Below are 14,296 nucleotides of genomic sequence, written 5' to 3'. Positions count from 1 at the left end.
GTATTAATTTTTTACCGATAATGGTATCGACGGGACTTTACTCCGTGATTTTTACTTCTTTAATCCGGCTCGGCAGCCATACCTGCATGGGGCTTTTACCCCGGTTGGCCCAGGCATAATATGGAATAGCGGTGATGGCGTGGGGTTTCAGTTGCACTGACAGCCCGTTGGGGGCTGCTTCAACGATGGATACATTGGCCTGAATGGCAACGACCGGCTCATCAAGAACCTGGTGCGGTCTGGTCGTGAACGTCGCCTTGCCGGGAACGAGGATATTCCAGGCCCGCCCGTCGTTGTCGGCCCCTTCTACGCAATACACCAATGGCCCACGCTGAAGCGCAATCCGGTCCTGATCCGCTTTCACATCTTTCCGGGCGGCCACCTGCCGGACCGGCATCGGCAAGTTTACCTCCACGACATCGCCCTTCTGCCAGGTACGATCAATGACGGCATACCCTTTTTCGGGTCGATAAGTCGCTGGTTTACCGTTCAGCAAGACCTCTATTTTAGCTTCGCTGCTATCGGTAAACCGATAGAGTTTGCCGGGTGCCGGTATGTTTTCGGCCCAGCCGGGCAACCTTACGTGCAGGGCATAGGCGACTTTTCGGGTTGGATTAACGGTAATTTTTACATTGCCCTCCCAGGGATAACTGGTTTCTACCTGAAGCGGCACGGGAACCTTGCCGATGTTGAGCGTGGTGTTGCTGGCCACGAACAGATTGACCCAGATATCCTGCTCCGACCGCCCGTAAATATAATCACCTAAAGAAGCCACCAGCCGGGCAATGTTCGAGGGGCAGCAGGCCGTGCCGAACCATTCGCTACGGCCATAATTACCGCCCGACGAAAGTGGATTGCCGTAGAAAAAGCGGTCTCCGCTCAGGCTCAGGCCATCGAGGGCGCCGTTGTAGAGGCTCCGTTCCAGCACGTCGATGTATTTGCTTTCGCCCGTGAGCAGGTTCATCCGCTGGTTCCAGAAAACCATACCCACCGACGCGCAGGTTTCGCAGTAAGCCGATTCGTTGGGCAAATCGAAGTCGTCTGTAAAGCCTTCATTATGCCCCGACGACCCAATGCCGCCCGTGAGGTACATGTTCCTATAAACGACATCTTCCCAAACGGTTGTCATGGCGATCAGGTAGCCCGGATCGCTGGTGGCGGCTGCTACGTCGGCCGCGCCGGTGTACTGGTACATGGCCCGGACCGCATGGCCGGTAATCTCTTTCTGCTGCTTCACCGGAACGTCATCCTGACAGTATTTCGGGTTTTTCCACTGATCCCAGATAACCCCCCTGCCGAAACCCCGCCCCCGCTGATCCAGATACCAGTCGGCGAGTTTCAGGTAACGGTCCTGCTTCGTCAGGTGGTAGAGCCGCATCAGGGCCAGTTCGATCTCCTGGTGCCCGCTCACCCAGGGGCGATTTTTAAGCCGGAAGGTTGAATCGATATGGTCGGCAAAGCGAATGGCAACGTCCAGCAGTTTGCGTTTTCCGGTGGTGTTGTAATAGGCAACGGCGGCTTCAATCAGGTGTCCGGCGCAATAGTCCTCATGCTTTTCCATGTCGGTCCAGCGTTTGTCTAAGCCCGTCAGCGTATAATAGGTGTTCAGGTAGCCATCGGGCAACTGAGCGGCCGCAATTTTATCAATCCACGCATCGGCTTTCTGTCGAATGGCGGTATCCGGGCGATTTTTAAGCGAATACGCCATGGCTTCAATGGCTTTGTAGACATCGCTGTCGTCGTAATAAATGCCCTCGTGCGACGTATCGCCCGGCTTCTGCTTTTGCTTGCGGGCAACTTTTTCAAAGTTTCGGATGCGGCCGGTTTTTTCTTCGGTTTGTACAATGCAGGCCCGCAGGGTAGCGGTGGCCACCTTATCTAATTTAGGCTTCCAGAAATGATCCGTGATGGTTACCTGAGAAAAACCGACCGGTTCAACTCGCTGAACAAGCCGTTGAGCGTGCGTTGATAACGCAATTGCGCTCACCAGCAGAATCGTACAGGTTAACGCTCTAAGGGAAGTTGTCATTGGCTCTCTTTATTTCCAAAGAATCGTATCGAACCGTAAAATCAAGTCTACCGATCAGACTTCTAAAACCCTCACAACCTGACAGGGGCACACGTTAGCCAACCTAACCATTGACGTTGATGAATAGTTTATGCGTCTGTACTCCCCTAAACATATCACCCCAAAAAGCCGCTCCAGCAGAGAATGAGCGGCTTTTTGGGGTTAAAGATAAGGATACAGCGGCAATTATCTGATTTTGGTTTGCTGGAGTTGCTTCACCTCTTCCTTTAGTTTATTCACTGCGTTTTGCTGGTCAATCAGATACAAGCTAAACGACTACGGGCTTCCAGTTCATAGGTTTAAGAATGAATGGAATTCGTTCTCTTCGGGTCAAACCGACTAAAAGAATTCCACTCTAAGTGGGCTATTCCAGAATGAAATGCTCATCCCCGTTGGGATGGTCCTGATGGTGAGTCAACTATGATTCTAACAACTCATCGGTAATGTTGCCTACACTCCAGGTCCAATTCATTACGAACGATTTAGTTCAACAGGAAACCAAGGCTGCTGAAGCTTGTTATATGCTTATCTTCGTCAGGAGTTAGCGAATCCTTCATTGGCCTTTGCGTAAGTCCTATTGACCTAATTATGTCTCATTACTTAGCATCCTAAAATTACCTGACCGTTTCCTGTTTCTCAGGATACTTTAGACAACCTCTGAACGACGAAGTAGCTCTTTACGGCAACGCAAACGCCACGTACCGATCCCCCGACTTCGTTTTGAGTTTGCCTCCCCCGCAGGCAATCACCACGTATTGCTTGCCATGTACGGCGTAGGTACTCGGCGAAGCATACCCGGCGGCTGGCAGTTTGGCCCGCCAGAGTTCACGGCCCGTTTTCCGGTCGAAAGCCCGAATCAGTTCATCGCGGGAGGAGGCAATGAAAAGCAACCCGCCCGCCGTCACGGCCGGGGCACCATAGTTGTCGGTGCCCGTCGGGGGCAGGCCCTTGGCCACCAGTTCGGGGTACTCGCCCAGCGGGACTTGCCAACGGTGTTCGCCCGTATTCAGGTCGATCGCCGTCAGCGTGCCCCAGGGTGGGCGGCTCACGGGGTACCCCGCCCGGTCGTACCAGCGGCTAAACCCGGTGTGGTGGTAGGGTGCGGTGTTCAAACCCGCCTGGCTGGCGACGGACGTTGTTTTGCCGAACAAAAAACTCACGATGGCTTTGCGCTCGGCTTCCTTCAGGTGGGTGAAGGCTGGCATCATGCCCTGGCCTTTGGCCAGCACCTGGGCCACCGATGGCTCGTTGCGTTTTTGGGAAATGCTTGTCAGGGCCGGATAGCTACCATCGTGACTGCCTTCGCGGTTTTGGCCGTGGCAGGCCCCACAGTGGGTTTGGTAGAGTTGGCTACCAGTGCGCTCAACGGTCCTGGCAGACAACGATCCGGCAGGGGTTGGAACCAGCGCCATGGTGACCGGAATTTGCTTAGAGGGAACGTACATAATTCCGGCTTCGTCCACCGCTGCCCCGCCCCACTGCGCGCCCCCGTCGGTGCCGGGGAAAAACACGGTACGGTTGGGGCTCAGTGGAAGAGGAATAAACTCCTTCCCCGACTGCCAGCGCCGTAGCTGGGCCAGCACCGTGTCGCGGTCGGTGACGAAGTCGTTAATATCGCTTTCCGGAAACGATTGCCGGGTAAACGGCGCGGGTTTGAGGGGAATCGGCTGGGTGGGCCAGGCTTTCTCTCCCGGAACGCTGGAAGCGGGCATGGGTCGTTCCTCAATCGGAAACAGCGGCCGACCCGTGACCCGGTCGAAGACAAACAGGAAACCTTGTTTTGATAAAACCGAAACGGCATCCACCTTTTTGCCAGCATGAACGACGGTGAATAAATTGGGCGGAGCCGGAATATCGCGGTCCCAGATGTCGTGGTGGACCGTCTGAAAATGCCAGCGCCGTTTGCCCGTGGCCGCGTCGAGGGCCACCAGACTGTTGGCGAACAGGTTCTGACCGGGCCGGGTACTGCCGTATAAATCGAAGGCCGCTGCCCCCGTGGGCACGTACACGATGCCGCGCTGCCGGTCAATGGCCATGCCCATCCAGTTGTTGGCTCCCCCGAAGGAGCGGTAGCCGTCTTTGGGCCAGGTGTCGGCCCCGTACTCGCCGGAGTGTGGAATGGTGTGGAACGTCCAGACGAGCCGCCCCGTGTGCAGGTCGTAGGCACGCACGTCGCCGGGCAGGGCAGGCGCGATCTCCGACACCCGGTGGCCCATGATGAGCAGGTTTTTATACACCACGCCCGGCGTGTTGCTCACCACGTACTCGTCGGCTCCGGGGCGGGCGAGGCCCTCTTTTAAGTTGATTTTTCCGCCTTTGCCAAAACTCAACACTGGTTTTCCCGTTCGGGCGTCGAGGGCGTAGAGCAGCGAGCCGTAGGCGAAGAAGATTCGGGCCTGTCGCCCATCGGTCCAGTAGGTAACGCCCCGGCTATTCATGGCGAAGGTATCGTCGGTGAAGGCCGTTTTCCAAAGCTCCCTGCCCGTGGCCGCGTCGAGCGCAAAGGCCTGGGACCCCGCCGAAACACCGTATAGCACCCCGCCGATGATGAGCGGGTTACACTGAATCTGGGTGTTGTTTTTGAGCGTATCGACTCCGCCCGAAGCATATTCCCAGGCGACCTGTAAGCGGGAAACGTTGCCGGGATTTAGCTGGGTGAGCGTCGAAAAATGGTTGCGATCTGGCCCGCCGTTGTATTCGGGCCAGTCGGTGGTGGCGGGTTTTTGGGTCAGGCTGATCAGGCCAAGGGCCAGGAGTAAGGCTGGGTAGGTGAACCGTTTCATGATCGAGGTTTGGAGGAAAGTACAAATGAACACAAAATGGCCGAAAGTTGCGGTGACCTCTCGGCTTATATGGTTCAGGGACCCCAAAAATCCTGGCGGGTCTACGCCGACATCCTGTAGGCGTTATCTTTTAATGGCCTGCACTACCTCCAGTTTTCCCGGCGGGCCGGGGTGCTTTTTCCCGGCAAACCGCTATCAATGAATGGGTTGTGTTGCTATCAATAATCGCTGGAAATCGTTTACGAAAACCTCCGATTTCTGCCGGGACTGGCTAAGATGTTAATGGGGAGTGAACTTGGATTTGTATTTCCTGGCTTCGGCCATCCGATTCCAATGTTCTGTACCGTACTAATCAGTTAGTAAAGGGGCCACGTTCAATGGATCTGGACGCGGCTTTTTTGTGCAGTTTAGTATACCGGCCAAATCATCATTTTAAAACGGTCCAGTTCGGCGGGACAAGGTCACCTAAAATGAACTGTTTGTATAATTGGTATTGAAAGTAATCTGAAACGATAGGCTGCTTAGTTTTAGTTGGGGCTATAGTTTACTTTCGCCCCTGAATAAAAATTTAGGCATGCCAATCGTCAATGTTAGATCAGTATAAACAGCAGCGTCCTTATTTACTGGCACTTGACTCCATCATTTTTGGTTTCGATGGCGAAAGCTTAAAAGTTCTGTTGGTTAAACGTGGGGTAGAGGAAAAAACCTGGTCTCTGATGGGGGGATGGTTGCAACCTGATGAAGGTCTCGAACAGGCCGCAGCCCGCATTCTGTTTGACCTTACCGGCCTGACTAATGTGTACCTTGAACAATTGTTTGCCTTTGGCAATCCACAGCGTGACCCCATTGTCCGCACCATATCTGTCGCCTACTTCTCATTAGTCAAAGTTGCGGATTATGAGTCAAAAATTTCGGAGACATTTCAGGCGCGCTGGTTTTCAATCTACGACCTGCCCTCTTTACTTTTCGATCACGGTGATATGGTCGAACTGGCTATAAAACGGCTTCGTTACAAAGCAGCTCAGCACCCTATTGGCTTTGAACTATTGCCGGAGAAATTTACCATACCTCAATTGAAGAAGCTTTACGACGCGATTTACAACACAGACTTTGATAAGCGTAACTTCAGTCGGAAAATTCTCTCAACGAATCTGCTAATCAAATTAAACGAAAAACAGAAAGGATTTTCAAAACGTGGAGCTTATTACTATCGGGTCGATATGGCTAAGTACCAGCAGAATACTGACTCCTTTTTAAATTTCATTCCTTCTTAATCAGGTCACGGGCCTGAACTTCCTGTATTGCCCGTTCCGGGTTTCTTAGACCGTGTTGGGGAATTGAAAAAAGCTGATAGTCGTGTCACCTTTGTGGTCGCCAAATTACAAGGACATGAGCCCTCCGGCGGACCGGCAAATTGAACAGATCGGTAGCTATGTTCTTGTACACCCAACTGGTAAATTTTCGGAAGCGAGCTTTTTCACGCCCGTCCGAACTGTCGCAGATGTAAATAATAACGTGTTCTGAAGATCGAAAGAAGTCGTGGAAAATGGCCAGGATGGTCGGCTCCGTGAGCGGGTCGGCGGGAATACGCTTACCCGTCGGATTATCCGCTACGGCAATGACCATTTCAAAGGCATTAACGTGTCCATCTATGTAATCGACAAACAGGTAGGCAGAAGGCACAAATCTTATTTCATACCTGACTTTTTCATACGTTACAAAGCAATAAGAATTCTGCTGACCACCAGCAAATTCAAATTCATAGCTATTTATTGGCGCGTCTTTCGGTATTTTTCTTCTCTAATCGTTCAAATATGGCCCGGCACTCAGGATCGTTCTGATAGCGCTCCTCCGCTTCGCGTTGCACCTGCTCTTTCTACTTCCACAAGTCTGCGGATTTTTTCGCGGGCGGTCATGGGTTTAGTTGACGTTTCCATCGTAGTCATTAATTTTTAGACCAACGTAAAGAATGAAGGTCTCCGCTTACGGGCAGGAAACACGGATTTGAGGTAAAATAGTTTAGACGGAAACCCGCATTAATACCCGCCATAGAACTTCCGAAGGCCCCACTCCACGGTTGCCAGCGTCAGGACGACGAAGAACAGCCACCGCCAGTTGATGAGTTCGTTCATCTCCTCAGTACTCGTCAGGCGGGCCGGGTGCGGGCGGGTAGTCAGGTTACGCACGAGGTCGTCCATACGGGTGGCTTTGTAAAATTGCCCGCCGGTTTGGTTAGAAAGTTGCCGGAGCATTCCGTGATCAGCGGTAGTGTTAAGGGCTTCGAGTTGCAGGTCGCGCACAACAAACTGCCCCGACGATTGCTCGGCCTTGTTATTGACCGTCACGCTGGCCCGGAACCGATACGCGCCTTCGGGCAATCGGCTAATCTCGAAACGGCTATTGGCCGCGGTGGGCGTGTAGTTGTACGAACGAGTCAGCCCTTTCTCGTCGCTTATTTCGAGTCGGACGGGTTTGTCGAACAGTCGTTCGTAGATGTCGTTGTAGAGTTCGGTTTCAAAGATGACTTTCTCGCCCGACACAAACTCGTTACGGATGGGATATACCCGAAGTTTACGCCGGTCTTCTTTCACCGAAATCAACTGGATAACCTTCTGTATCAACTCGTCAACCACGTCCTGCTTGTCGGTTAGGGCGTATTCTTCGAGCCGCCACGACCACAGCCCTTCTCCTGCCAGCACGGCAGTTTTTCGCGGAGATGTTACGTTTAATGCCAGCAGCGGCTTCGTTGTACGAACGCTGCCCACCTGCTGCCACAGCACCACTTCGGTACCGGGTTGCAGCCTGAATTCACCGTAGGGAGCCAGCATTGGCGGCAGTTTGGACAGAATATCGAGCCGGGCCGGGTCCAGGTTGAGTTGTTTGAATTCGGAGTTGAAGACACCCGTCACTTTATCGCTCTGGTTGGGTTGCGCCGTTACCTGCACCACCGGGTTCGACGTGTTGAACGGCCCCATCGACGATTGATTACCGAGAATAAACAGCACGGGCGTGTTTTTAGCCAGATACTTCTGCATCAAGGCATTACCCACTCCGCCATTGTCAGGAATCTGGTGCAGAATAATCAAATCATACGTTTTGTCGGCGGGCGGTGGAGCTTCAGCCGGCGTTCCCGTCAGTACGCGGATGTCGAGTTCATAATTCTGGTTCTTTTCCAGCAGGTTACGAATCGCTTTAATATCGGGGTGCGGAGCCAGGGCCAGCAACAGCACTTTTTCCTTCCCGTCGATAACGTCTAAATACACATCCTGCCGATTGTTGCGGGTGCTGAATTCGCCCGGCTGCGGCAACACGTCCACCACATAATGCTGAACGCCTTTCTGGGTGGCTGTTGTTTGAAACGTTACCTGATTAAACGTGTCGTTTTTTCCGGCCGGCGTTCCGGCGAAATTGATCAATTGCCGACCTAATTCTTTGCCATTCTGACGCAGCACAACGGTGGCGCTCCGGCCCTGAAATCCGTTGCTCACCACCTCGGCCTGCACTGGAAACTGATTGCCCAGATACGCAATTCGGTTGGCGATGACGCCTTTAAGCTGAATGTCTTTCTTCGGAATCGTATCGCCCATGCCAACGGTTTGCACAGAAAACGGGTATTGGCCAAACGTTGGCGACAGGCCCTGATTGACAATACCATCCGACACCAGCACCACGTCGGTCAGGTTGCGCCCTTCATAATCCTGACGAATGCCCGACAGCAAACCCGACAAATCAGTTGTTCGCCGGGTAAACGGAATCTGGGTCAAATCCCCATCGGTCACGGTGTCGCCAAACGTGTGCACGGCGACGTCTAACCCCTTGTCGGTCAGTTGCTGGCGAAGTGTTTGCAGACTGGCTAAGGCCCTGCTGAGCGCAGGCCGACCAGCGGCCGATACGGACTCGGAGTTGTCGATGGCCAGCACGACTTTAGGCTTTTCGGTGAGGGTTCGCAAGCTGCGGATGAGTGGGTTCAGCAGCAAAAAGCACAGGAAACTGACCACCAAAAACCGCAGTGCCGCCAGTCCGTAGGTGGTGCGTTTGTCGAAACCACCCACTACCGCCCCACCGCCTGCCAAACGCGGCCCAGCCAGGCGGGGTAAGGGCTGATACATAGCAAACGCGTAAGCCGCTCCAACGAGCAGACACACCAAAATCCACCAGGGCGAGGCTTGAAAAATGAAGTTCATTCTTAGAATGATGAATGATAAATTATGAATGATGTGCTGACCGATACTGATTGTATCATTCATCATTCATCATTAAGTAAGCATTCCTCCATCCACTTGCAGCACCTGACCGGTAATGTAGCGGGAGAGGTCAGAAGCTAAGAAAACGGCACAGTCGGCCACTTCTTCGGGTTGGCCACCGCGTTTCATTGGAATCTGCTGCTTCCATTCGTCGAGGGCTTTCTCGTTAATTTCGCCGGTCATTTCGGTTTCGATAAACCCTGGTGCGATGGCGTTGGAGCGAACATTCCGCGAGCCTAATTCCAGCGCGACCGACTTGGTAAACCCAATTATGCCCGCTTTGGAAGCGGCATAATTGGCCTGCCCCGCGTTGCCCCGGATGCCCACCACCGACGTCAGGTTAATGATCGACCCCGACTTTGCTTTCATCATGGTCTTGATGGCCGCTTTGGTGAGGTTGAACACCGACTTTAAGTTAACGTTGATAACACTGTCCCATTGTTCTTCCGACATCCGCAGCAACAGTCCGTCTTTCGTGATACCGGCATTGTTGATGAGCACATCGAGTTTGCCGAAGTCAGCCAGCACCTGCCTGATGAGGTCCTCGGCGGCCTGATGGTCGGAGGCATCGGAGCGATAGCCTTTCACCTGACCACCAAATGCCCGAAGTTCTTCTTCGAGGGCCTGCCCTTTTTCAACATTCGACAAATAGGTGAACGCAACGTGGGCGCCTTCCTGAGCAAACTTATGCGCCATAGCCCGGCCAATTCCGCGCGACGCGCCCGTAATCAACGCAACCTTTCCTTTTAGTAAATCCATGAATACTAAATACTAAATAATGGATAGTGAACAATGAACAATGCCAGCACTGGTTTTGAGGTAGTAAGCATTATGCATTATTCATTGATGTTTCTGTCAAAAGTAGCGGTTTAGGTGTAAACGGCAAGGTTCATGCCGGGTTTTGGTTTCGTGAGGAAGCTATGTTACCTTGTCCTCAAATAAGCCATTCATCATGCGCTACGCTATTCTACCCGCTCTGCTTTGGTTAACCCTGCCGGTCGTATTCTCATCTGCCAGTTTTGCCCAGAAAATTCATGCCCACAATGACTACGCCCAACCCAAACCGTTTGTGGATGCCTATGAACAACGCGTCGACTTTATTGAAACCGACGTTTGGCTGCAGAACGGTAAGTTAGTGGTGTCGCATGACACAACGGCTGTCAACCCGCCAACCCTCGATTCCCTGTACATCAAACCCATTGCCCGGTTATTTCAGCAATACAAAGACAAACCCAGCCCCGACCGGGATTATACATTTAGCCTCGTTATTGACGTAAAAGACGCAGCAACGGACGTGTTACCCATTCTGTTGGCCAGCCTGCAGGAAAATCTGGTGTGTTTCAACCGGTCGGCCAATGCCAAAGCGGTGCAGGTTATTATCAGCGGTAACCGGCCTAAAATCCAGAATTACCTCGATTACCCCCTGCTTCAGTTCGATGGGCGACCCAGTGAGGTGTATGATGAAGAGACACTCCGGCGCATTGCCCTCATCAGCGACAATTTCCGCTCCTATTCCCGCTGGGATGGCGCCGGTGACCTCCCCGACCTGGACCGCGACAAACTCAAGCGCGTTATTAAGCGGGCACACAGCGACAATAAACCCATCCGGTTCTGGGCCATCCCCGATATAGCCAACGCCTGGAAGCAGTTGAAGAAATTAGGTGTCGATGTGATTAATACCGATAAAGTAGCTGAGTGTGTGCAGACGATGCGATGATGATGTCAGGATGAAATGTACCCGAATACCTATGAAACTCACCTTTACAATCAAAAAGCCTGTAGATTTTGTTTTTGATTATCTGACAGATGTACAAAAGTTTGTTTCGGCCCATCCGGTTATTACCCGAATTGATAAGTTAGGTACTACCAATTATTTAGTCTATGAAACCCTCAAACTGGGCTTTCTTCCCTTTTCCTTCACTTATCCGGTAACAATTGAAAGTGACCTAACAAATAAACGGGTAATTATGCGGGCTACCGTTCTAAAACTCACCAAAATTGACATGAATTTTATTCTGAAACCGGACGGGGACTGTTCAGTTATTGAAGAAACGATTCATTTTACATCCCCTCTTCCCATTGAAGGTATCCTGCAACGCATTTTCAAAACGCAGCATCAACAATTGATGAAAAATATCGAAATGCGCTAAAATCAGAATCCCAAACAGTCTCGCTATATGACAACGCCTAAACCGAACAACATCGATGAGTACATTGCCAGTTTTCCTAAAGATGTTCAGGAAATGCTGGAACAAGTTCGCGCGACCATTAAAGAAGCCGCGCCCGACGCTACCGAAACAATTAAGTACGCTATGCCGACATTCACCCTTAATGGCAACCTGGTTTACTTTGCCGCGTTCAAAAATCACATCGGCTTCTATGCAACACCGACCGCCAATGAAGCCTTCAACGAGAAATTAGCTGGTTACAAACAAGGGAAAGGTTCGGTTCAATTTCCGCTCCATAAACCAATGCCGTTGAGCCTGATAGCCAAACTTGTCAAGTTTAGAGTAATAAAGAATCTGGAAAAAGCAGGAAAAAAGAAATAGCAACCACTTAATGACTGTCTAAATTTCTAAAATTGACTGCTTGTCCCCGTCGCTGTGTCCTCACAGCGACTTGTCCAGCAGGTAAAGAACGGCTGACGTACAGGTCGCTGTGAGGACACAGCGACGGGGAGAGCTTTGTCCAACGTGGAAATAAGCCCCCTTCAGGAGGTTGGGGGTAAGACCGAGCCTGTTTTTAAGAGGCTGTCTAAATTTCTCAAATTAGATATGGATTCCCTGTTGCTGTGTCCTCACAGCAACCCATGCGTCAGCCATTGTTTGGCCTACCGGGGAGGTCGCTGTGAGGACACAGCGACGGGGAGATCCTCACCTAATTCGGAAAATTTAGACAGCCTATTACGAGTTGTAAACTATTTCTGGCGCGTCAAACCGAAGCAACGGGGCCGTCCGTGCCATTCGGTCAAGGCGCGTTACCCTAAATCAGTTCCAGAAACAGTAAACTCTACTGCAATTCGACTTATTGAGTCTATCAACGTGTAGCGTTTCTACTTTCTTTCCTCGTCGATGGACATCCCACAACTCAAAAAAGCCCCGCTCACCTACGACGTTGCCATTGTTGGCTCCGGTGCAGGCGGTGGCATGGCTGCGTATATGCTCGCTAAAGCAGGCGCCAAAGTCGTTCTGCTCGAAGCGGGTGGCTACTACGACCCCGCCGACCCAAAATACATCACCCAACTGAAATGGCCCTGGGAATCGCCCCGGCGGGGAGCCGCTACCGCAGCCCGCTCAGGTGGTGATTTCGATGCGGCCTGGGGAGGCTGGGACATCGACGGAGAACCCTATTCGTCCAAAGAGGGCGCCGAGTTTCACTGGTTCCGGTCCCGGATGCTGGGCGGACGCACCAACCACTGGGGACGCATTTCGCTTCGGTTCGGCCCCGACGATTTCCGGCGCGGTTCCCTGTCGGGCGTGGGCGACGACTGGCCCATCACCTACGACGACATGAAACCCTACTACGATCAGGTGGATCGGCTGATTGGTGTTTTCGGTTCCGTCGAAAATTTCCCCAACGAACCGGACGGCATTTTTCTGCCCCCACCCAAGCCTCGTCTGCATGAGTTAATGATTCGGAAAGGCGCCCGCAGCATTGGCATTCCGGTGATTCCGTCGCGATTAAGTATTTTAACGAAACCCATCAATAAGGAACGAGGCTCCTGTTTTTATTGCCACCAATGTGGGCGCGGTTGCCAGGCCTATGCCGACTTTTCGTCGTCGTCGGTACTATGTATTCCCGCCATTAAAACCGGGAATGTAACGCTGATCAACGGAGCGATGGCCCGCGAAGTTATGACCGACCCACAAACCGGGCTGGCAACGGGCGTGAGTTACGTAGACACCCGCACCCTGCAGGAAGTGACCGTGCGGGCGAAGGCCGTTATGCTTGGGGCGAGTACCTGCGAGTCGGCCAGAATTTTGCTCAATTCCAAATCAGGCCGTTTCCCGAATGGACTGGCCAACAGTAGCGGAGTTGTCGGCAAATACCTCAACGACTCAACCGGGGCCAGCCGTTCGGGGTTCATACCGGCCCTGATGGACCGCAAACGCTACAACGAAGATGGCGTGGGCGGAATGCACGTATTTACCCCCTGGTGGCTCGACAACAAGAAGTTAGACTTCCCGCGCGGCTACCATATCGAATACGGTGGCGGCATGGGAATGCCCGGCTATGGTTTCGGTGGTGGCATTGAAGCGATGCACAAAATCGTTCCGGGACGGGATGGCAAAATGAAGTCGGGTGGCGGCTATGGTGCGGGACTGAAAGACGACTACCGGCGGTTTTATGGGGCCTACATTGGTATGTCGGGGCGGGGTGAGCCGGTACCGCTCGAAAGCAACTACTGCGAAATTGACCCGAATTCAGTGGACAAATACGGCATTCCAACCCTGCGCTTTCACTACAAATGGTCAGATTACGAGGTAAAGCAGGCCAAACACATGCAGGACACCTTTGAGGGAATCATTCTGGCAATGGGCGGCATTCCGCTCGGCAATAAACCCGGCCCCAATGACGCGCACGGCTACGGATTGGCGGCCCCCGGACGGATTATCCACGAAGTCGGTACGGTTCGGATGGGCAACGACCCACAAAAATCGGCTCTGAACAAGTTTCAGCAGGCTCACGACGTGAAAAACCTGTTTGTCGTTGATGCGGCTCCTTTCGTTTCGCAGGGCGACAAAAACGTAACCTGGACAATTCTGGCCGCTTCCATGCGAACATCACAGTATCTGATCGATCAGGTGAAGCAGAAGAGTTTGTAGAATCGCGAAGGTTCAGAAGCTGTCTAAATTTCTTAAAATTACCTGTGGATTCCCGTTGCTGTGTCCTCACAGCAACCTCCCCGGTAGGCTAAACAGTGGCTGACGCGTAGGTTGCTGTGAGGACACAGCAACGGGGACAATCGAATAAAGCAAGTTCACAAAATTTAGACAGTCTCTCAGGGTTTGGATTTTTTTTGTCATTCCGATGAATGAGGAATTTTAAAGCCCACTTGTTAAACGACTATTTCTCGTGCTTCCCGTTGCTGTGTCCTCACCGCGCCCGGAGGCAGCAATGGAGAATCCACACCTAATTTGGGAAATTTAGGAAGCCTCTTAGGAAGCTTTAAGATTCCTCATTCATCGGAATGACAAAAA

Annotated in this window: 10 protein-coding genes and 1 pseudogene; 5 read left to right on the top strand and 6 right to left on the bottom strand. The window is 52.4% G+C overall.

The annotated features are described in order from the left end of the window. Nucleotides 1-37: 37 nt before the first annotated feature. The 3 genes and pseudogenes from ACYVI1_RS05065 to ACYVI1_RS05055 all read right to left on the bottom strand — a co-directional run bounded on the left by ACYVI1_RS05065 (nucleotide 38) and on the right by ACYVI1_RS05055 (nucleotide 4,851). On the bottom strand, nucleotides 38-2,029 hold the full coding sequence (locus tag ACYVI1_RS05065; protein ID WP_460907420.1) for a glycoside hydrolase family 127 protein: 1,992 nt from the start codon (nucleotides 2,027-2,029) through the stop codon (nucleotides 38-40). Nucleotides 2,030-2,432: 403 nt separating this feature from the next. Next, nucleotides 2,433-2,528 (bottom strand): annotated as a pseudogene (locus tag ACYVI1_RS05060) (IS200/IS605 family transposase); the annotation flags it as partial. A gap of 217 nt (nucleotides 2,529-2,745) precedes the next feature. Beyond that, a complete protein-coding gene (locus tag ACYVI1_RS05055) occupies nucleotides 2,746-4,851 on the bottom strand; it encodes an outer membrane protein assembly factor BamB family protein (protein ID WP_460907418.1) in 2,106 nt (701 codons plus the stop codon). Nucleotides 4,852-5,438: 587 nt separating this feature from the next. Between ACYVI1_RS05055 and ACYVI1_RS05050 the strand changes: the two genes are divergently transcribed. Beyond that, nucleotides 5,439-6,125 (top strand): NUDIX hydrolase, encoded by a 687-nt coding sequence (locus ACYVI1_RS05050; RefSeq protein ID WP_460907416.1) that lies wholly within the window; start codon nucleotides 5,439-5,441, stop codon nucleotides 6,123-6,125. An 85-nt stretch (nucleotides 6,126-6,210) separates the two neighbouring features. On the opposite strand, the gene ACYVI1_RS05045 is transcribed toward ACYVI1_RS05050, so the two are convergent. The 3 genes from ACYVI1_RS05045 to fabG form a co-directional block, all read right to left on the bottom strand. Next, a complete protein-coding gene (locus ACYVI1_RS05045) occupies nucleotides 6,211-6,534 on the bottom strand; it encodes a DUF6169 family protein (protein ID WP_460907414.1) in 324 nt (107 codons plus the stop codon). A 353-nt stretch (nucleotides 6,535-6,887) separates the two neighbouring features. Then, complete coding sequence (locus tag ACYVI1_RS05040; RefSeq protein ID WP_460907412.1) at nucleotides 6,888-9,035, bottom strand: VWA domain-containing protein; 2,148 nt, start codon at nucleotides 9,033-9,035, stop codon at nucleotides 6,888-6,890. Nucleotides 9,036-9,107: 72 nt separating this feature from the next. After that, complete coding sequence (gene fabG / locus ACYVI1_RS05035) at nucleotides 9,108-9,854, bottom strand: 3-oxoacyl-[acyl-carrier-protein] reductase (protein WP_460907410.1); 747 nt, start codon at nucleotides 9,852-9,854, stop codon at nucleotides 9,108-9,110. Between the two features lie 193 nt (nucleotides 9,855-10,047). Here fabG and ACYVI1_RS05030 point away from each other — a divergent pair, with 193 nt between their 5' ends. The 4 genes from ACYVI1_RS05030 (at nucleotide 10,048) to ACYVI1_RS05015 (ending at nucleotide 13,921) form a co-directional block, all read left to right on the top strand. Then, on the top strand, nucleotides 10,048-10,812 hold the full coding sequence (locus tag ACYVI1_RS05030) for a phosphatidylinositol-specific phospholipase C/glycerophosphodiester phosphodiesterase family protein (protein WP_460907408.1): 765 nt from the start codon (nucleotides 10,048-10,050) through the stop codon (nucleotides 10,810-10,812). Nucleotides 10,813-10,843: 31 nt separating this feature from the next. Then, entirely contained in the window at nucleotides 10,844-11,245 is a 402-nt protein-coding gene (locus ACYVI1_RS05025) for an SRPBCC family protein (RefSeq protein WP_460907406.1), read from the top strand. A gap of 27 nt (nucleotides 11,246-11,272) precedes the next feature. Beyond that, complete coding sequence (locus ACYVI1_RS05020; protein ID WP_460907404.1) at nucleotides 11,273-11,644, top strand: iron chaperone; 372 nt, start codon at nucleotides 11,273-11,275, stop codon at nucleotides 11,642-11,644. Nucleotides 11,645-12,166: 522 nt separating this feature from the next. Continuing rightward, nucleotides 12,167-13,921: a GMC oxidoreductase gene (locus ACYVI1_RS05015; protein WP_460907402.1), complete on the top strand. Its 1,755-nt coding sequence runs from the start codon at nucleotides 12,167-12,169 to the stop codon at nucleotides 13,919-13,921. The last annotated feature ends 375 nt before the right edge of the window (nucleotides 13,922-14,296 follow it).

This window comes from Spirosoma areae, assembly GCF_054781775.1.
The sequence above is the reverse complement of the archived record's forward strand: the minus strand, read 5'-3'. Positions and strand labels throughout refer to the sequence as shown.